The 18,514-nt window shown below is 69.3% G+C and carries 11 protein-coding genes, 1 tRNA gene and 2 pseudogenes; 7 read left to right on the top strand and 7 right to left on the bottom strand.

All coding sequences use genetic code 11. The features are described from left to right. Positions 1-24: 24 nt before the first annotated feature. Complete coding sequence (locus tag AB5J56_RS09225; RefSeq protein ID WP_369231868.1) at positions 25-1,206, top strand: sugar phosphate isomerase/epimerase family protein; 1,182 nt, start codon at positions 25-27, stop codon at positions 1,204-1,206. A gap of 115 nt (positions 1,207-1,321) precedes the next feature. On the opposite strand, the gene AB5J56_RS09220 is transcribed toward AB5J56_RS09225, so the two are convergent. The 5 genes from AB5J56_RS09220 to AB5J56_RS09200 all read right to left on the bottom strand — a co-directional run bounded on the left by AB5J56_RS09220 (position 1,322) and on the right by AB5J56_RS09200 (position 9,369). Beyond that, positions 1,322-2,737, bottom strand: a complete 1,416-nt coding sequence (locus tag AB5J56_RS09220) for an OFA family MFS transporter (RefSeq protein WP_369231866.1) — start codon at positions 2,735-2,737, stop codon at positions 1,322-1,324. 1 nt (position 2,738) lies between these two features. Further along, the gene (locus tag AB5J56_RS09215; protein ID WP_369231864.1) at positions 2,739-4,127 is read right to left on the bottom strand and encodes an OFA family MFS transporter; all 1,389 of its coding nucleotides are present in this window, start codon (positions 4,125-4,127) and stop codon (positions 2,739-2,741) included. A 120-nt stretch (positions 4,128-4,247) separates the two neighbouring features. Further along, positions 4,248-6,392 carry an acetate--CoA ligase family protein gene (locus AB5J56_RS09210; RefSeq protein ID WP_369231862.1) on the bottom strand — a complete coding sequence of 715 codons (2,145 nt, stop codon included), beginning with the start codon at positions 6,390-6,392 and terminating at the stop codon, positions 4,248-4,250. Between the two features lie 3 nt (positions 6,393-6,395). Beyond that, positions 6,396-7,664: a formyl-CoA transferase gene (gene frc / locus AB5J56_RS09205; protein ID WP_369231860.1), complete on the bottom strand. Its 1,269-nt coding sequence runs from the start codon at positions 7,662-7,664 to the stop codon at positions 6,396-6,398. A gap of 10 nt (positions 7,665-7,674) precedes the next feature. Beyond that, positions 7,675-9,369: a thiamine pyrophosphate-binding protein gene (locus tag AB5J56_RS09200; protein WP_369231858.1), complete on the bottom strand. Its 1,695-nt coding sequence runs from the start codon at positions 9,367-9,369 to the stop codon at positions 7,675-7,677. Positions 9,370-9,513: 144 nt separating this feature from the next. On the opposite strand from AB5J56_RS09200, the gene sucC reads away from it, so the two are divergent. The 3 genes from sucC (at position 9,514) to AB5J56_RS09185 (ending at position 13,316) form a co-directional block, all read left to right on the top strand. After that, entirely contained in the window at positions 9,514-10,644 is a 1,131-nt protein-coding gene (gene sucC / locus AB5J56_RS09195; protein ID WP_369231856.1) for an ADP-forming succinate--CoA ligase subunit beta, read from the top strand. An 11-nt stretch (positions 10,645-10,655) separates the two neighbouring features. After that, positions 10,656-11,588 carry a succinate--CoA ligase subunit alpha gene (gene sucD, locus AB5J56_RS09190; RefSeq protein WP_369231854.1) on the top strand — a complete coding sequence of 311 codons (933 nt, stop codon included), beginning with the start codon at positions 10,656-10,658 and terminating at the stop codon, positions 11,586-11,588. Between the two features lie 171 nt (positions 11,589-11,759). After that, positions 11,760-13,316: an aldehyde dehydrogenase family protein gene (locus tag AB5J56_RS09185; RefSeq protein WP_369231852.1), complete on the top strand. Its 1,557-nt coding sequence runs from the start codon at positions 11,760-11,762 to the stop codon at positions 13,314-13,316. A gap of 77 nt (positions 13,317-13,393) precedes the next feature. Here the strand turns inward: AB5J56_RS09185 and AB5J56_RS09180 are convergent, their stop codons facing one another. Continuing rightward, positions 13,394-14,713: a DUF2254 domain-containing protein gene (locus tag AB5J56_RS09180; protein WP_369242453.1), complete on the bottom strand. Its 1,320-nt coding sequence runs from the start codon at positions 14,711-14,713 to the stop codon at positions 13,394-13,396. A gap of 154 nt (positions 14,714-14,867) precedes the next feature. On the opposite strand from AB5J56_RS09180, the gene AB5J56_RS09175 reads away from it, so the two are divergent. From AB5J56_RS09175 to AB5J56_RS09165, 3 genes and pseudogenes are all read left to right on the top strand, one after another. Continuing rightward, positions 14,868-14,952 (top strand) — tRNA-Leu (locus AB5J56_RS09175). Positions 14,953-15,015: 63 nt separating this feature from the next. Next, positions 15,016-15,439, top strand: a pseudogene (locus AB5J56_RS09170) (sensor histidine kinase); the annotation flags it as partial. Then, positions 15,436-15,704, top strand: a pseudogene (locus tag AB5J56_RS09165) (DNA-binding response regulator); the annotation flags it as partial. The pseudogenes AB5J56_RS09170 and AB5J56_RS09165, both read left to right, overlap by 4 nt. Positions 15,705-15,818: 114 nt before the next feature. On the opposite strand, the gene rph reads toward AB5J56_RS09165, so the two are convergent. Beyond that, positions 15,819-18,416, bottom strand: coding sequence for a rifamycin-inactivating phosphotransferase (gene rph, locus AB5J56_RS09160; protein ID WP_369231850.1), 2,598 nt, complete (start codon positions 18,414-18,416; stop codon positions 15,819-15,821). Between the last annotated feature and the right edge of the window lie 98 nt (positions 18,417-18,514).

Raw genomic sequence — 18,514 nt, 5'->3', positions numbered from 1 at the left:
ACACGACCCGAAAAGAGAGTGACCGTGACCGCGTTCAACGACGAATCCGCAACCACCGCATCCCCAAGCGGCGAGGCCCTGCGCCGCACCCTCGGCCTCAGCCGCCGCAGCTTCCTCAGCACCTGCACCGCCGCCGCGACGGCGGCCATCGCCGCGCCCATCCTCGGCGCCTCACCCGCCTTGGCCCAGGACAACAGCAGAGGCGGCGACCAGGGCGGAAGTGTCCTCGTTCCCGCCGACCGGCGCGGCATCATCCTCTACACCGTCCGCGACGCCGTGGGCCGCGACCCGCTCGGCACCGATCTGCCCTCCGGGTTCCGCGAGGTCTTCCAGCAGCTCTCGCGGTTCGGCTACCGCCAGGTGGAGTTCGCCGGATACGGCCAGCACGCCAACGCCCCGGGCGGTGCGAACCTGGAGTCCGTCGAGGGCGCCAAGATGCTGCGCTCCTGGCTCGACGCGTACGGACTGCGGGCCCAGGGCAACCACGGCTTCATACCGCCGTCCTGGCCCTTCACGGCCCCCGACCTGGACACCTTCAAGAAGCACCTGGAGATCGCCAACATCCTCGGCATGGACCACATGGGCACGGGTGGCGACCCCACGGGCAGTGCCTACCGGGCCGACTGGGACGTGGCTGCCGACAAGTGGAACGCCCTCGGTGAGATCGCCCGCCGCGAGGGCATTAAGCTCTACACCCACAACCACGACGCGGCGTACGCGTTCCTGCTCGACGGGGGGCCGTTGGACGACCAGGGCCGCCCGACCCGCAGCTCGGGTATCCGCAAGCTGGAGTACTTCCTCAAGATCACCGATCCCAAGGTCGTCTGGCTGGAGATGGACATCTTCTGGGCGCACGTCGCCCAGTACAAGTTCCACACCTACACCGCTCACGACGGCTCCACCCAGGAGAAGCTCTTCGACCCCGCCGGGCTCGTCGCCTGCCACAACAAGCGCTATCCGCTGTTCCACGCCAAGGACGGCACCGTCAACACGACCAACGGCATGGGGTACGACATGGTGCCGTTCGGCACCGGCGTCATCGACTACACCACGTTCTTCACGCGCGTCGGCGCGCGGAACTACCACAACCCGATGGTCGAGCAGGACAACGCACCCAGCGCCACCGACCCCGGGCAGTCGCTGAAGCACGCGAAGATCGGCTACGACAACCTCGCGGCCCTCCGCAAGAAGCGCACTAGCAACTAGCAGCAGGCGGCAGCCAGGAGGCAGCAGCCAGCAGGCAACAGGCAACAGGCAACGGATCGGGCGGGCTTTCCTGCGATGCGCATCGCAGGAAAGCCCGCCCGATCCATTGCCGCGTTCAGCCCGCTGGCTGCGGCTGCGGAGCCGGGGTGGATTCCCGGGTCCGCCCCGGCTGCCTCAGCAGCAGCGCGATGGCCGCCGCCACCATCGAGACGCCACCGGCCAGCGCGTACGCCCCGTTGTAGCCCCAGGCCGCGACCACCATCGATCCCAGCCCGCCCCCGAACAGGCCGCTGATCAGCTTGCCGCTGTACACCAGGCCGTAGTTGGTGGCGTTGTAGTTCTCGCCGAAGTAGTCCGGCGTCAGGGCCGCGAACATCGGGTAGAAGGCCCCGCCGCCGAATCCGGAGAGGAAGGCGAAGAACAGGAAGAGCCATTCGCTGCGGATGTCGCCGGCCCAGATCACACCGAACTGGGCGAGCCCCAGGACGACGATGACGAACACCAGGGTCGGCTTGCGGCCCCAGGTGTCGGACAGCCAGCCGACCACCGCGCGGCCGACGCCGTTGATGACGGCCATGATGCCCATCGACGACGCGGCGACCAGCGGTCCGAAGCCGACCTCCTTGGCGAAGTCGACCTGGAAGGAGATCCCGAAGATGGACACGCCCGCGGTCATCACCAGCGTGATCCACATCAGCGGGAGCACGCCGGTCCTGATGGCCTCCTTCGGGGTGTACTGCTTCACCGCGGGAGGGTTCTTGGCCAGGCTCGCCGCGTTCTTGCTGTTCCCGGCGAAGGTGAGCGGGTCGACGTCCGCCGGCCACCAGTTCTTCGGCGGGTCCTTGAAGAAGAACGCGCAGGACAGCACGACGACCAGTACATAGCAGCCGATGAGGTCGAGGACCCGGTGGTAGTTGGCGGTGTCGAACGCGTAGTTGAAGATGAAGATGAAGGGCAGGGAGCCGTACGCGAAGCCGCCGTTGACGAAACCCGTCCGGGCGCCCCGGCGCTCGGGGAACCACTTGCCGACCATGTTGATGCAGGTCGCGTAGACCAGGCCCGAGCCGAGGCCGCCGATGACGCCGAAGCCCAGAATGGCCAGCAGTACGTTGCTCAGGTGCGACAGGGCGAGGAAGCCGATGAGGCACATGACCGAACCGACGTACATCGCCCTGCGGGCGGTCAGGATGCCCTTCTCCCGCAGCCAGCCCGCCGGGAAGGCGATGCCGGCCTGGAAGAAGACCCAGACGCTCAGGATCCAGAAGGTGTTGCTCTGCGTCCAGCCGTGCGCGTGGGACAGGGTGTCCTCGGCGGAGCCATACGCGTATTCGAAGACGCTGATGGCCATCATGGCGAGCCACGGCAGATAGACCATGAACTTGCGTGAGTGGCCCAGGATGTCCCGGTCGGTCTCGCCGATCCGGTAGACGCGTCCTCGGGAGTCGGTCACTTCGCGGTAGGTGGACTGCGAGCGGAGTGAGGCGTCGGTGCCGTCCGACGCGTCCTTCGCGGCGATGGGGTCAGCCGTCATGTCACGCCATCTCCTCGCCGAGCGGTTGCGGGTTGGGGACGATGCTCCGGGCCTTCGGGCGGCCCGGTGCCTTCAGGAACAGCGCCAGCACGGCGGAGGCGAGGCCCACGGAGCCCGCGAGCACGAAGGCGCCGTGGTAGTCCCACGCGCCGACGACGACCGCGCCCATGCCGGAGCCCACCAGGCCCGAGATCAGCTTCGAGCTGTAGACCATGCCGTAGTTGGAGGCGTTGTTGTTCTCACCGAAGTAGTCGGCGGTCATCGCGGCGAACAGCGGGAAGATCGCGCCGCCGCCGAAGCCGGAGACCATGGAGCAGAACAGGAAGAACGGCATGCTGCCCATCTGGCCGGAGACCAGCACGCCGAACTGCGCGGAGCCCAGCACCAGACACACGATGATCAGCGTGTTGCGGCGGCCGGAGCGGTCGGAGATCCAGCCGATCACGCCGCGCCCGGTGCCGTTGACGATGGCCTTCAGGGACATCGCCGTGGCCACGATCCCGCCGGCGAATCCCATGTCCTTGCCGAACGGCACCTGGAAGGCGATGCCGAAGATGTTGATCCCGGCCGTGCACAGCAGACAGAACCACATCATCCACAGAACGGGCGTACGGGCGGCCTCCTTGGGGGTGTACTGCTTCACGGCGGGCGGGTTCTTCTCCAGCGCCCGCCGGATCTTCGGGTCGTCGGACACCTTCAACGGGTTGACGTGCGGGGGCCACCAGCCCTTGGGCGGGTCCTTGAAGAACCAGCCCGCTGCGGCTACGACCGTGCAGCAGATCACGCCGACCATCACCAGGACACCCTGGTAGTTGCTCAGATCCATGTACGAGGTGAACAGGAAGACGAAGGGCACCGAGCCGTAGGCGAAACCGCCGTTGACCATGCCGGTCTTGCCGCCCTTGCGCTCCGGATACCACTTGCCGACCATGTTCACGCAGGTCGCGTAGACGAGGCCGGCGCCGATGCCGCTGAACATGCCGAACCCGATGTACGCGACGGTCACGTGCGGCGCGTAAGCGAGTGAGAGATAGCCGATGACCGTGCCGAGCGCGCCGAGGAACATGGCGTACCGCGCGGGCAGCCGTCCGCTCTCGCGCAGTCGCCCGGCGGGGAAGGCGACGGCCGCCTGGAAGAAGACCCAGACACCCATCAGCCAGAAGATGTGCCCACTGCCCCAGAGATGGGCGTCGTGCAGGGTGTCCTCGGCCGACGTGAACGCGTACTCCGAGGAGCTGATGCCCAGCATGCCCAGCCATGGGAAGAGCACCATGGTCCAGCGTGGTCGCCCCATGATGTCCCGGTCGGTCTCACCGATGCGGTACAGGCGGCCGTTGCGATCCGTCACCTCCCTGTAGGGGACGGATGTCGGTAGGTCGGTGGTTGTCATGTCGCGTAGCACCCCTTGCGTCGAAAGATCTGGCCAGCGCCCCCTGTCCAAATGCCTTTCGTGTGCGCACGGGTCCCGGGGCGGCCGACGCGCACCGTCGGCCGCCCCGCCCCACTCACCTCATGAACCGCCCCCCAACAGGCCCGCCGCCCGCGCCCAGCGGTACTTCGCACCCAGCACGGCCACCGGCTTCTCGGTCGTGTACGGGTACGCCACGACCCCGTGCTCGAAGAGGTACTGGCACGCCTCCTCGACCTCGACGTCGCCCGCGAGGGATGCCACCACCGGCTTCTCGATGCCGCGCTCCCGGAACTCGGCCACCACGCGCGCGGTGAGCTCGGCGAAGACCATGGGAGGAGTCACGATGGTGTGCCAGTAGCCGAGGACGAGTGCGTGGATGCGCGGGTCCGTGAGGCCGAGACGGATCGTCGCCTCGTACGTCGACGGGGGCTCGCCGCCCGTGATGTCGACCGGGTTGCCCGCGGCCCCGAAGGGCGGGATGAACTCCCTGAAGGACGCGTCCAGGTCCGGCGGGATCTCCATCAGGGACAGCCCGTTGTCGGTCACCGCGTCCGACAGGAGAACGCCACTGCCGCCCGCGCCGGTGATGATCACGACGTTGTCGCCCCGGGGAGCCGGAAGGACCGGCAACGCGCGCGCGTACTCCAGCATGTCGTTCAGTCCCGGCGCCCTGATGACACCCGCCTGCTTGAGGATGTCGTCGTACACGGCGTCGTCGCCCGCGAGTGCGCCCGTGTGGGAGCCGGCGGCCCTGGCACCCGCCGCCGTACGCCCCGCCTTGAGGACCACGACCGGCTTCCTGGGGACCGTCGCCCGGGCGGCCTCCACGAAGGCGCGGCCGTCCTTGAGGTCCTCCAGGTGCATCGCTATGCACTCGGTGTGCGGGTCCTCGCCGAACCAGGTGAGCAGGTCGTCCTCGTCCAGGTCCGACTTGTTGCCGAGCCCGACGATCGCCGAAACACCCGTCTTCGTAGTGCGTGCGAAACCCAGGATGGCCATCCCGATGCCACCGGACTGCGAGGTCAGCGCGACACCGCCCTTGACGTCGTACGGCGTGCAGAACGTGGCGCACAGGTCCTGCCACGTCGAGTAGTAGCCGTAGATGTTCGGCCCGAGCAGCCGGACGCCGTGCCGTTCGGCGATGGCCACGATCTCGTCCTGGAGCGCGTGTTCGCCGGTCTCCGCGAACCCGGAGGGGATCAGTACGGCGTTGGGGATCCCCTTGCGTCCCACCTCCTCCAGGGCCGAGGCCACGAACTTGGCGGGAATCGCGAAGACCGCCACATCCACCTCACCGGGAACGTCCGTGACACTCTTGTACGCCTTGCGGCCCAGAATGTCATCGGCCCTGGGGTTCACCGGATGGATCTCCCCGGCGAAGCCGCCGTCGATGAGGTTGCGCATCACCGAATTGCCGATCTTGCCCTGCTCGTTGGACGCGCCGATCACGGCCACGGACGAGGGCTGCATCAGCCGGCGCATCGAGGTCAGGATCTCCTCCCGCGAGTACTTCCTGCGGGGCTTGACCACCTCCTCCGCGAGGATCACGCGGATGTCCGCCGCTATCGCGCTCTCCGGCGTGGCGATCACCGGGTTGAGGTCCACTTCGGCGATCTCCGGGAAGTCCGCGACGAGTTCGGAGACCCGGCGGATCTGCTCGGCGAGCGCCCACCGGTCCACGGCCGGCGCACCGCGCACCCCACGCAGGATCTCCGCGGCGCGGATCGAGTCCAGCATGGACAGCGCCTCGTCGGCGTCCACCGGGGCGAGGCGGAAGGTGACGTCCTTCAGGACCTCCACCAGCACACCGCCCAGCCCGAAGGCGACGACCTTGCCGAACGTCGGATCCGTCACCGCCCCGACGATGACCTCCTGCCCCTGGGGCAGCAGTTCCTGCACCTGTACCCCGTCGATGCGCGCCTTCGGGTCGTACGCCCGCGCGTTCTCGACGATCCGGCAGAACGCGGCACGCACGTCCGTCGAACCCGCCACGCCGACGACGACGCCGCCCGCGTCGGTCTTGTGCAGGATGTCGGGGGAGACGATCTTCATCACGACGGGACCGCCGAAGCGCGCCGCGCACGCCACCGCCTCGTCGACGTCCGTGGCCAACTCCTCACCGGGCACGGCGATCCCGTACGCGTCGGCGATCACCTTGCCCTCGGGCGCGGTCAGCGCGGCGCGCCCCTCGGCCCGTACGGAGTCGAGGAGTGTGCGCACCCTCAGCACCCGGTCTTCGGCCATCACTCAGATCACCCCGTTCGACTTGAGCAGGCGCAGTTCCTCGTCGCCGAGGCCGAGCTCGCCGATGTAGACCTCTTCGTTGTGCTCGCCGAGCAGCGGTGAACTGGTCACGTCCACGGGGGAGTCGGAGAGCTTCAGCGGACTGCCCACGGTGGTGAACTCGCCCCGCTGGGGGTGCGGCACCTTCACGACCATCTCGTTGGCGGCCAGCGACTTGTCCTCGATGATCTCCTTGGTGGACAGGATCGGGCCGCACGGGATGTTGTGGGCGTTGAGCCTCTCCAGCACCTCCCACTTGGGGAGCGTGGAGGACCACTCCTCGATGAGCTGGAACATCTTGCTGAGCTGGGGCAGCCGCGCCGCCGGAGTCGCCCACTCGGGGTCCTCCGCCAGCTCGGGCCGCCCGATCAGCTCGCTGAGCGGCTTCCAGCCGACAGGCTGCACGATGACGTACACGTAGTCGTTGGGGCCGCCGGGCGCGCACTTGACCGCCCAGCCCGGCTGACCGCCGCCCGACGCGTTCCCGGACCTGGGAACCTCGTCGCCGAAGTCGTCGTTGGGATATTCACGGAGCGGGCCATGGGCCAGCCGCTGCTGATCGCGCAGCTTCACCCGGCAGAGGTTGAGCACAGCATGCTGCATGGCCACATTGACCCGCTGACCGCGCCCGGTGTTCTCCCGCTGGTACAGCGCCGCGAGAATCCCCGCCACGGCATGGATGCCCGTGCCCGAGTCCCCGATCTGGGCCCCCGTCGCCAGCGGCGGCCCGTCCTCGAAGCCCGTGGTGGACATCGACCCGCCCATGGCCTGCGCGACGACCTCGTACGCCTTGAAGTTGGTGTACGGGCCGTCCCCGAACCCCTTGATGGAGGCATAGACGATCCGCGGATTGATCTCCTGGATGCGGTCCCAGGTGAAGCCCATGCGGTCGACCGCGCCCGGCCCGAAGTTCTCGACCATGACGTCGGAGCGCCGGATCAGGTCGGTGAGGATCTCCTTGCCGCGCTCGGTCTTGGTGTTGAGGGTGATGCTCCGCTTGTTGCAGTTGAGCATCGTGAAGTAGAGGGAGTCGACGTCCGGGAGGTCGCGCAGCTGCCCACGCGTGATGTCTCCGGTCGGCGCCTCCAGCTTGACGACGTCCGCGCCGAGCCAGGCGAGCAGCTGGGTCGCGGAGGGGCCGGACTGGACGTGCGTCATGTCGAGGACGCGGATGCCTTCGAGAGCCTTGGTCGATGTTCCTGCCGTCGATGTCGTCGATGTCGTCGCTGTCATCGGGGCCACCTCACTTGTACATCGTCTGGTTCATGGTTCCGGGGGCGTACGCGTCCGGGTCGACCCAGACGTTGATCAGTGACGGCTTGCCCGACTCACGGGCGCGCCGGAGTGCCGGGGCGATGTCGGCGGGGTCGCGGACCTCCTCGCCGTAACCCCCCAGCATCTGGGCGAACTTGTCGTAGTGGACGTCGCCGAGGGTGTTGCCGACCCGCTCGCGCTCCAGGCCGTACTTCGCGGCCTGGCCGTAACGGATCTGGTTCATCGAGGAGTTGTTGCCGACGATGCCGACGAAGGGGAGGTCGTAGCGGACGAGGGTCTCGAAGTCCCAGCCGGTCAGCGAGAAGGCGCCGTCTCCGAAGAGGGCGACGACCTCCTTGTCGGGCCGTGCCTGCTTGGCCGCCAGGACGAAGGGGATGCCGACGCCGAGGGTGCCGAGGGGGCCCGGGTCCATCCAGTGCCCGGGTGACTTGGGCTGCACGACCTGCCCGGAGAAGGTGACGATGTCGCCGCCGTCGCCGATGTAGATCGAGTCCTCGGTGAGGAAGTCGTTGACCTCGCTGACCAGACGGTAGGGGTGGATCGGCGAGGCGTCCGACCTCAGGCTGGGCAGCCGCTTCTCGATCGCGGTCTGCTCGGCGGCGCGCAGCTCGTCCAGCCACTCCTTGCGCCGGGCCGCGCCTCCGTTCAGGCGCCCGGAAGCGGCCTCGGTCACCGACTTCAGGATCAGCCCCGCGTCGCCGACGATCCCGAGGTCGATGTCCCGGTTCTTGCCGACGGTCCGGTAGTCGAGGTCGATCTGCACGACGGTCGCGTCCGGCGACAGCCGCCTGCCGTAGCCCATGCGGAAGTCGAAGGGCGTGCCGACGATGACGATCACGTCGGCGTTGGAGAAGGCGTACCGGCGCGAGAGCTGGAAGTGGTGCGGGTCCCCGGGCGGCAGGGTGCCGCGCCCTGCCCCGTTCATGTACGCCGGGATGTTGAGGGTGCGGACGAGGTCGATGGCGGCTGCCGTGCCCCGGGTCGTCCACACCTGACTGCCCAGCAGGACCGCGGGCTTCTCGGCGTGCAGGAGGAGGTCGGCGAGCTTCTCGATGGCCTCGGGGTCACCCGCCGAGCGGGTCGAGGCGCGGTACTGGCCGGCGGCGGGGATCCGGGCCTTGTCGACCGGCACCTTGGCGTCCAGCACGTCGCGTGGGATCTCCAGGAAGGAGGGGCCGGGCGCACCGTGGTAGCACTCGCGGAACGCCATCGACACCATGTCGGCCGCGCGCGCCGTGTCCGGCACGGTCGCCGCGAACTTGGTGATCGGCGTCATCATGTCGACGTGCGGCAGGTCCTGCAGGGACCCCATCTTGTGCTGGGTGTGCGCCCCCTGGCCGCCGATCAGCAGCATCGGGGACTCCGCGCGGAAGGCGTTGGCGACACCGGTCACCGCGTCGGTGGTACCGGGACCCGCCGTGACGACCGCGCAACCCGGTTTCCCGGTGATGCGTGCGTAACCGTCGGCGGCGTGGGCGGCGACCTGTTCGTGGCGGACGTCGACGACCTCGATGCCCTCGTCGACGCAGCCGTCGTAGATGTCGATGATGTGGCCGCCGCACAGGGTGTAGATGACCTCCACACCCTCCGCTTTGAGTGCCTTGGCGACCAGATGCCCACCGGAGATGAGGGCTTGGTTCTTGTCGCTGCTGTCGTCAGGCATGGCGAAGTCCTGTCCCTTCGTAGGGGGTTGGAACGCTCTCGCGGTACATTGCATACAGTCGACGAATACTGTATGAAGCTTGTTATCCCGCATCCAGTGGGTGGTGTCCAGGGGGCGTGCGGCACTTTTGAGTCAGGAGCCGGAATGGACCTGTACGAGCACCAGGCAAGGCAACTCTTCGAGGAACACGGCATCTTGGTGCCGAAGGCCGAGGTCACGGCCTCGCCCAAGGAGGCGCGTGAGATCGCCCGCAGGCTCGGCGGCCGCGTCGTCGTCAAGGCGCAGGTGAAGACCGGCGGCCGCGGCAAGGCGGGCGGCGTGAAGCTCGCCGCGGACCCGGCCGCCACCGAACTGACCGCACGGCAGATCCTCGGCATGGACATCAAGGGCCACACCGTCGGCAAGGTCATGCTGGCCCAACCGGTCGACATCGGATGCGAGTTCTACGTCTCCTACGTCCTCGACCGCGCCGCCGGCCGCTTCCTCGCGATCGCCTCCGCCGAGGGCGGCATGGACATCGAGGAGGTGGCCGCGACCAGGCCCGAGGCCGTCGCCCGCATCCCGATCGATCCCGCCGAGGGCGTCACCTCGGCGAAGGCCACGGAGATCGCCGAGACGGCCGGACTGCCGCCAGGGACCGTCGACGTCCTCGTACGGCTCTGGGAGGTGCTCACCCGCGAGGATGCCGTCCTCGTCGAGGTGAACCCCCTCGTCCGTACGGCGCAGGGGCAGATCCTCGCCCTGGACGGCAAGGTCACCCTCGACGACAACGCCCGCTTCCGACAGGCGCGTTGGGGAGCCGAGGACGCCGCACGCGACGACCCGCTGGAGGCGGCGGCTGCGGCCAAGGGGCTCAACTACGTCAAGCTGGACGGCGAGGTCGGCATCATCGGCAACGGCGCCGGCCTGGTCATGTCGACCCTCGACGTGGTCGCGGGCTGCGGCGCCCGCCCCGCCAACTTCCTCGACATCGGCGGCGGAGCCTCCGCCCAGATCATGGCCGACGGCCTGTCCGTCATCCTCTCCGACCCGGCCGTGAAATCGGTCTTCGTCAACGTCTTCGGCGGCATCACGGCCTGCGACGCGGTCGCCGACGGCATCGTGCAGGCCCTGGAATCCGTCCAGTTGACCAAGCCACTCGTGGTCCGCCTCGACGGCAACAACGCCGTACGCGGCCGAGCGCTTCTCGAAGAACACGCCCATCCGCTCGTCGAACAGGTCACCACCATGGACGGCGCCGCGCGCCGCGCCGCCCAACTCGCCAACGCCGGCTGAGGGAGCAGGACATGGCCATCTTTCTCACCAAGGAGAGCAAGGTCCTCGTCCAGGGCATGACCGGCAGCGAAGGCATGAAGCACACCCGCCGCATGCTCGCGGCCGGCACGGACGTCGTCGGCGGTGTCAACCCGCGCAAGGCCGGCCGCAGTGTCGACTTCGGCGTCCCCCAGTGCCTGAACGGCCTGGGAGGTGCCCCCATCGCGGTGCCCGTCTTCGCCTCGGTCCGCGAGGGCATGGCGGCCACCGGCGCCGACGTCACGGTCCTCTTCGTGCCACCCGCCTTCGCCAAAGCGGCCGTTGTGGAGGCCGCCGACGCGGGGATCGGCCTCGCGGTCGTCATCACGGAGGGCATCCCGGTCCACGACTCCGTCTCCTTCCACGCGTACGCCGCCGCGAAGGGCACCCGCGTCATCGGACCCAACTGCCCCGGCCTGATCACCCCGGGACAGTCCAACGCGGGCATCATCCCCGCCGACATCACCAAGCCGGGTCGCATCGGACTGGTGTCCAAGTCGGGCACACTCACCTACCAACTCATGTACGAACTCCGCGACATCGGCTTCTCGACATGCGTGGGCATCGGAGGCGACCCCGTCGTCGGCACCACCCACATCGACTGCCTGGCCGCCTTCCAGGACGACCCCGACACCGAACTCATCGTGCTCATCGGGGAGATCGGCGGCGACGCCGAGGAACGGGCGGCCGGGTACGTCCGCGACCACGTCACCAAGCCCGTCGTCGCCTATATCGCCGGATTCACCGCGCCCGAGGGCAGGACGATGGGACACGCCGGCGCGATCGTGTCGGGCTCCTCCGGCACGGCGCAGGCGAAGAAGGAGGCGCTGGAGGCGATCGGCGTCAAGGTCGGAAGTACACCGACGGAGACCGCCCAGCTGGTACTGGCGCGGCTCGATGAGGAACGTGACGTCACTCATAGTTGACGCGGGGTGACAGCCGCGAGCAACAGGGCATCACTACGTTCCCCCGTACCCGCGCGACGCCCTCCTCTGTGCGTACGCGACCCGTGCTCTTGCCGCCCCCTGCACCATGCAGGTCGGCAGGAGCCGGCCCACCCTCCCGCCCCCGACTGTGCACCGAGAGCGGAGACATCGATGGCATCCACCCTCAGCTCCACCCCCTTCGTCGTGAAGTCCGGTACGTCCTGGGCCGACGCCTGGCAGCGCTGCCTCGCCGTCGCCCCCGAGGCGTTCCGGGACGACCGCGTCCTCAACCTCTGGGGCGCCGCCTGGCAGCCGGACGGCCGGGCCCTGCCCGCCACCAGCCCCGTCGACGGCAGCCCCATCGCCGGGCCGCCCCGCCTGAACAGCGCCACCGCCCGCCAGGCCGTACGCGCCTCGCTCGACCAGCACCGCGCCTGGCGCCACGTCCCCCCGGCCGAACGCCGCGCCCGCGTCGCGGCCACCCTCGACGCGCTCACCGAGCACCGGGAACTGCTCGCCCTGCTCCTCGTCTGGGAGATCGGCAAGCCCTGGCGGCTCGCGCAGGCCGACGTGGACCGGGCGATCGACGGCGTGCGCTGGTACGTCGACGGCATCGAGCCCATGGTCGAGGGGCGCACCCCGCTCGACGGCCCGGTGTCCAACATCGCGAGCTGGAACTACCCGATGAGCGTGCTCGTTCACGCAATGCTGGTACAGGCATTGGCCGGCAACGCCGTCATCGCCAAGACCCCGACCGACGGCGGCGTCGCCTGTCTCACCCTGGCCAGCGCGCTCGCCGCCCGCGAGGGGATCCCCGTCACCCTCGTCAGCGGCAGCGGAGGCGAGCTGTCCGAAGCGCTCGTGCGCGCCCCCGAGATCGGCTGTGTCTCCTTCGTCGGCGGCCGCGACACGGGCGCCGCGGTGGCCACCGCCGTCGCCGACCTCGGCAAGCGGCACGTACTCGAACAGGAAGGACTCAACACCTGGGGCATCTGGAACTACACCGACTGGGACACCCTGACGGCCGTCATCCCGAAGCTCTTCGACTACGGCAAGCAGCGCTGCACCGCCTACCCGCGCTTCGTGGTCCAGCGCGACCTGTTCGACGAGTTCCTCGCCGCGTACCTCCCGGCCGTGCGCACCCTGCGGGTCGGGCACCCGCTCGCCGTCGAGAACCCCGAGGACCCGTTCCCCGAGCTGGACTTCGGGCCCGTGATCAACGCGGCCAAGGCCAAGGAGCTGCACGACCAGGTCGCCGAGGCCGTCAGCCGGGGCGCCGTCCCGCTGCACCGCGGCAAGCTGTCGGACGCGCGCTTCGTGCCCGGCCAGGACACCTCGGCGTACGTCCAGCCCGTCACGCTCCTCAACCCGCCGCCGTCCTCGCCGCTGCACCACGCGGAGCCCTTCGGTCCGGTCGACACCATCGTCCTGGTCGACACCGAGGCCGAGCTGCTCGCCGCCATGAACGCGTCGAACGGTGCCCTCGTCGCCACCCTGTCCACCGACGACGAGGCGACGTACGACCGGCTGGCCCCGCAGATCCGCGCGTTCAAGGTCGGCCGCGGCAAGCCCCGTTCCCGCGGCGACCGCGACGAACTCTTCGGCGGCTTCGGCGCGTCCTGGCGCGGCGCCTTCGTCGGCGGCGAGCTGCTGGTGCGCGCCGTGACCCAGGGCCCGGTGGGGGAGCGGCTGCCCGGCAACTTCCCGGACTACCAGCTCATTCCGTGAGGCAACGGCGGGCGGCGCCCTCTTCGGGGTGCCGTCCGCCGTTCACGGTCACCTTCAGCGATGGGCGGGGCCCGCGCCTATCCGATGCCCTGCCGGTCGGGCCGTAGCGCGAAGGCGCGGTCGGCCGCCTCCGGGACCGTTTGTTCCACGGCCGACACCAGCAGCTCGCGATGGCGCAGCAACGGCGCCCGGCGCTCCGCGGGAACGACCAGCAGGAGATCGTCGAGCCCCGCCACCATGCGCCGGGTGACCTGCGGACTCTCCGCCGCGCACCCCCGGATCTCGGCGAACCCCAGATCCACCAGCTCGGTCCAGCCAGGCACCGGCTGCACCAGCCGCACCGCCCCCCGCCGGTCGCGGTGCAGCGACGTATCAAGCGGTCGCCGGGTCAGCGCGGCCAGGAACTGCACGATGCGGTCCAGGGCCTGAACGGCCGTCGTCGGGTCGTTCACGGCGGGCGACAGCGCGCGCAGCGCGATGTCCGACAACTGCCGCAGCCCGAAGCCGAGATCCTGGTGGAAGGTGCGCTCGACGCCCACGGACACCGTGTAGCGCAGCGCCCGCCGGGAGGGAGCGGGCCCGCCGTGCACGGCCAGCAGCGGTGTCCCCGGCACCACGAAGTCCCCGATCCGGGGGATCAGCCGCAGCACGACGCCCTGGTGCCGCGCCGTACGCACCAACCGGGCGATGTTCACGTCCCGCAGCACCCCGGCGCGCCCCTGGTACGCGACGCGCGCCGTCTCGGGCCCGAGGTCGCCCGTGGCATCCGCCGGGGGCCCGGCCGGCATGCGCTCCACCACCCGGAACGACTCCCCGGCGATCCGGGCGACCACATGCCCCACCCGCATCAGGCGCAGCGTCTGGTTCACGTACATCACGAAGAGCAGCAGACTCAGCGCCACCATCAGCAGCGTCACGATCGACTGCACCAGGGGCACGGATGTGACCAGCCGGGGGTCCGGCTCCCCGTCGTACGACGTCAGGACGAGCAGCGACAGCAGAAAGGTCGCCAGGAACACGGCGAAGGTGGCCTTGGTGATCCTGCTGCGTACGAAGATCCGCACCACCCGCGGACTGAACTGCCCGCTCGCCATCTGCACGGCGACCAGCGAGATGCTGAACACGACACCGATGAAGGTCATCATCGCCGAGCTGACGACGGTGACCACGGTCTTCGCGTCGTCCGCGAAACGCAGCAGGTCCTTCACCGCGTCATAGTCCTGCTGGTCCTGCAACGCCTCGACGATCTCGGTGTCGAGCTCCGCCGCCAGCGCCCACACCACGAGGACCAGCACCATCGCCGCGGTGGGCGCGAACCAGAACGTGTCCCGCAGATGCTCCCGCAACGGCGACAACGCCCTCGGCCGCAGCCTCGCCCGGGGGCCTCCCGTAGCCATCCAGTCACCCATGGTGAGACTCTAGGCGCGCCCCCGCCGTGTCCCGTGGACCCGCTCCGGAGGCCCGGATACGCAGGTGAAGGCCACCCCGAAACCTTGGTATTGTTGTCCATGTCGCCGCGGGGAACACCCCCGGTCAGGCGGCAGACACCTAGTCCGGGTGGCGGAATGGCAGACGCGCTAGCTTGAGGTGCTAGTGCCCTTTATCGGGCGTGGGGGTTCAAGTCCCCCCTCGGACACTTTCTCTACGTATACGGATGGCGCTGGCCGGATTTCGGTCAGCGCCATCCGTGTTTCGTGGCGAGATCCACGACACCCGGGCCCAGGGCCTGTCCAGCCAGCGGATGCTGCTCCAGGTGGCGGACCGGACCTGGGACGCCGATCCGGCCAAGGCCCGCGGCCACATCCGTACCGCTGCCTCCATCGCCGAGCGGGAGTCCGGTACGAGGCTCGCCGTGCGCGTCCACGTCGACGACGGCGGGCAGAGCGCACCGTTGCCCGACCGCGTGCAGTCCGCGCTGTTGCGTGTATCGCCCAGGGGGCCCTCGCCAACGTACGGGAGCACTCCGGGGCCACCACCGCCGCGCTCACCCTCACCCGCCTCGACGACCAGGTCGTCCTCGACGTCGCCGACAACGGCCACGTTTCGACGCCGCCGATCGCCCCGACTCCGCATCCGGCGTACGCGGGCATGGCGTCCCCGCGATGAGGGCCCGGGTGCGCCGCACGTCCTGATCCTCACCACCTACGACACCGACGCGGACATCACCCGTGCCATCGAGGCCGGTGCGACCGGCTATCTGCTGAAGGCCGAGCGAGCCGAGGAACTGTTCGCCGCGATCCAGGCGGCGGCGCAGGGGCGCACGACCCTGCGCTGTTCATCAGCGAGGCGACGGTGAAGACGCATCTGAGGCGTATCTACGACAAGCTCGGCGTGGACACCCGGGCGGGAGCGGTTGCTGTGGCGAAGGAACGCCGACTGCTTCCGTAGCGCGGGGGTCGCAGACGGAGCGGCGCGCATCGTACTGACGGATCCTCATGAGCGCGGTCGTCGGCGGGCCGCAGTAATCAGTGGACGGCGGCGCCGCCGACGCGGTGTGGTCGGTCAGGACAGGATCTCGATGTACCCGTCGGTTCCGTGCACGCGGATCCGCTGCCCGTCCCGGATGAGCCGGGTGGCCCGGTCCACGCCCACGACGGCCGGCAAGCCGTACTCCCGGGCGATCACCGCGCCGTGGGTCATCAGGCCGCCCACCTCCGTCACCAGGCCCGCGATGCCGACGAACAGCGGGGACCAGCTGGGGTCCGTGAAGGTCGTGACGAGGATGTCGCCCGCTTCGAGGTCGGCCTCCGCCATGTCGAGGATGACGCGGGCCCTCCCCTCGATGGTCCCGGCGGAAACCGGGAGGCCGACCAGGGCGCCGGCCGGTACGTCGTCGCGCCGGTACGCCCCGGTGACGGCCTCACCATCCGAGGTGAGCACCCGGGGCGGTGTGAGCGCGTGGTACGAGCGGAACGCTTCCTTGCGCTGCTGGATGAGCTGGTCATCCACCTGGTTCGAGCGCACGACCTCGTGGAGTTCCTGGAACGTGAGGTAGAAGATGTCCTCCTGCTCAGGAAGCACGTCGGCCTGCACGAGACGCTCGGCCTCATCCAACAGGGCCTGCTTGTAGACGAAGTAGCGGCTGATGATGCCGTACTTCGGGTACTCCCGGTATCCGATGAAGGTGCGTACCCGGTCGATCATCCGCTTGGTCTCGTCGGCTTTCTGATCCCCGTCCGGCAGGGCCCGCAGGCGTGACAGCACGTCCTGTTCCTTCTTCTGCGCCTCCTGCCGCCCCTGCTCGAAACGCCGCTCGGCGGCGCCCGGCTCGAAGATCCTCACGTTGTCGAGGATCACGGGCACGAGCGTGGCGGGGCGCTCGCGCCAACGCGGCCTCGTGATGTCGATCTCGCCGACGCAGCGCATGCCGTACAGGTCGAGGTAGGCCTCGATGGCGTCGCGTGCTTCGGTCCCGCCGGGGAGTTTCGCCAGGTCGTCCAGGAAGTCGTCGTCCTCGACGCCCTGCAGGAACGCCACCACCTCGGCATGCGGGCGGATCACGTCCGCGACGTCGAGCAGCTCCAGTCCCATCTCCGACGTGATGTTGTCGGGGGCGGACAGCGTCAGCGTGTCGGCCGCGTTCTTCTCGCCCAGCCACTCCTGCAGCTTGTCGTTGAGCCACCACGTGGCCTCCATCCCCGCCATGATCGCCTGCATGCTCAGCGGATCGCTGAGGACTCGCTTGTGCTCGGCGAAGGCCTCCAGCAGGAAGTCGAACAGCGCCGGTCCGGTCTTCGTCCGGATGTCGCGCTCCAGGGCGGCGATGGACGCCCGGCTGCGCTCGATCAGCTCGGCGACGACGGCCGGATCGGTCTCGATCGGGGCGGACGCGGCACCGGCCGGCGGCCCGCCCGGAACAGCGTCCGGGAGCGACGGGACGAAGCCGTCGCGGTCGAGGACGGTCTCCAGCGCGTCCCTGACCAGCGGATCGCCTCTCCCCACGAGGTCCAGGAGGGCGGCGCGGCTCGCGGGCGAGGCCAGGCGGCGGGTGACGTCGACAAACAGCCTCCCGCCGGCTTCGTGCATCGGCACCATGGCCGTCAGCTGCCAGGTGGAGAGCCCCAGGGGCTTCATGGGGTCGGTCATCATCTGCTGATGACCGACGGAGACGTAGAGGTGATTCTCCTGGTCGCCGGTCTCGGGGATGGGGAACAGCGTCGTGATCGGCCGGCTCTGAACGATCCGGAAGTCGTCGTCGACCAGGCACCATTCGATGTCCTGCGGGCGGCCGAAGTGCGCTTCGATCCGCCGTCCGAGCCGCACGAGCCGCAGGACCTGGGCGTCCGTCAGCGTCGGCTGCTCCTGCCGCTGCGAGTCGATCTCCACTTCCTGCGTACCGCCGGCCGGGAGGGCGTGCACGGCGCGCTGTTTGGCGGCGATCGCCTTGGCGACGACCTCGCCGTCCCGCACCTTGAAGACGTCCGGATTCACCAGGCCGGAGACCAGCGCCTCGCCGAGACCGAAGCCGGCGTCCACGGTGGAGACCTTCCGGTTGCCCGTGACGGGGTCGGCGGTGAACAGAATGCCGGACGCTTCCGGGAAGGCCATCTGCTGCACGACCACGGCCATGTGGACCGTACGGTGGTCGATGCCGTTCTGCCGGCGGTACGTCACGGCCCGCTCGGTGAACAGCGAGGCCCAGCAGCGGCTGATGTGCTGGAGGATCGCCGCCGGCCCCACGACGTTCAGGTACGTGTCCTGCTGGCCGGCGAAGGAGGCCGTCGGCAGGTCCTCTGCCGTTGCGCTCGATCGGACGGCGTAGGCGGCCTGCTCGCCGAGCCGGCCGAGCGCGTGGGTGACCGCCGCCGCGAGATCGCCCGGGATGGCGATCCCTTCGATGGTCCGCCGGATCTCCGCGCTGAGTGTGCGGATCGCCTCCCGGTCGTCCGGGTTCAGGGCCGACAGCTGATCGAGCCGAGCGTCGATCGACGGCGCTTCCGCCATGATCCGCCGGAAGGCGTCGGTCGTCACGCAGAATCCGGCCGGCACGCGGACGCCTTCGATCCGCGACAGCCCGCCCAGGTGCGCGCCCTTGCCGCCGACGACCGCGACCTGCGTCTGGTCGACCTCTTGAAGATCCCGCACGTACTGCTCGATCACCGCGCCCCCTCCGAGACAGTCGTGTCCTGCTGCACCGCCCCGGCCGATCGAATCACCGGCGCCTCCGGCCCCGTGGCACTTCTTGTCAGGCACGCCCT

It is taken from the genome of Streptomyces sp. R21, from assembly GCF_041051975.1.
Taxonomy (GTDB): domain Bacteria; phylum Actinomycetota; class Actinomycetes; order Streptomycetales; family Streptomycetaceae; genus Streptomyces.
Note: the sequence above shows the minus strand (reverse complement) of the source record. Positions and strands in the feature narration are given on the sequence as shown.

Coding starts and splice junctions, on each gene's coding strand:
- AB5J56_RS09210 (WP_369231862.1), bottom strand. CDS start 6,392: ATGGCCGAAGACCGGGTGCTGAGGGTGCGCACACTCCTCGACTCCGTA.
- sucD (WP_369231854.1), top strand. CDS start 10,656: ATGGCCATCTTTCTCACCAAGGAGAGCAAGGTCCTCGTCCAGGGCATG.
- AB5J56_RS09185 (WP_369231852.1), top strand. CDS start 11,760: ATGGCATCCACCCTCAGCTCCACCCCCTTCGTCGTGAAGTCCGGTACG.
- AB5J56_RS09180 (WP_369242453.1), bottom strand. CDS start 14,713: ATGGCTACGGGAGGCCCCCGGGCGAGGCTGCGGCCGAGGGCGTTGTCG.
- frc (WP_369231860.1), bottom strand. CDS start 7,664: ATGACAGCGACGACATCGACGACATCGACGGCAGGAACATCGACCAAG.
- sucC (WP_369231856.1), top strand. CDS start 9,514: ATGGACCTGTACGAGCACCAGGCAAGGCAACTCTTCGAGGAACACGGC.
- AB5J56_RS09220 (WP_369231866.1), bottom strand. CDS start 2,737: ATGACGGCTGACCCCATCGCCGCGAAGGACGCGTCGGACGGCACCGAC.
- AB5J56_RS09200 (WP_369231858.1), bottom strand. CDS start 9,369: ATGCCTGACGACAGCAGCGACAAGAACCAAGCCCTCATCTCCGGTGGG.
- AB5J56_RS09215 (WP_369231864.1), bottom strand. CDS start 4,127: ATGACAACCACCGACCTACCGACATCCGTCCCCTACAGGGAGGTGACG.